The organism is Anaerotignum faecicola (assembly GCA_024460105.1).
Lineage (GTDB): Bacteria > Bacillota > Clostridia > Lachnospirales > Anaerotignaceae > JANFXS01.
In genome coordinates this window covers 1-416 of record JANFXS010000416.1, presented here as the reverse complement: position 1 = coordinate 416, position 416 = coordinate 1, and the positions used below count along the sequence as shown (strand labels likewise).

At 51.9% G+C, this 416-nt stretch carries 1 protein-coding gene; it reads left to right on the top strand.

Translation table 11 applies throughout. From position 1 onward, the window contains the following. Positions 1-416: threonine/serine exporter family protein (locus NE664_14650; GenBank protein MCQ4727874.1), on the top strand; the 416-nt coding region annotated here is incomplete at both ends.

The following is a 416-nucleotide window of genomic DNA, read 5'->3' as shown; positions in this document are numbered from 1 at the left end:
AATGTCTCCAGACAGTTCTGCAGCGGTAATATGACTGTGGAAGCCGCTTATGAAGAGCTTCAGAAAGCGTGTAAGGCACAGCAGTACAGGCCCTGGATGAAGAATGCAGGAGTCATCTGTGTATCCCTGTTCTTTGCCCTGCTTCTGGGCGGAGGAACTGTAGATTGTACGGCCGCCGCATTTGCGGGCGCATTGTCTGCGGGAGTCATCTGGATGTCGGGCCGGATCAGGCTTAATGTGTTCTGCCAGACGTCTCTGGGTGCATTTTCCATAGCCGTGGCAGCTCTTATGATGAAACAATGGGTGTTTCCTGACTTGAAGCGTGATATTGTCATCATTGGATGCATCATGCCCCTGGTGCCGGGCGTGATTTTTACAACCGCTATCCGGGATACTTTGAATGGGGATTACGCAGC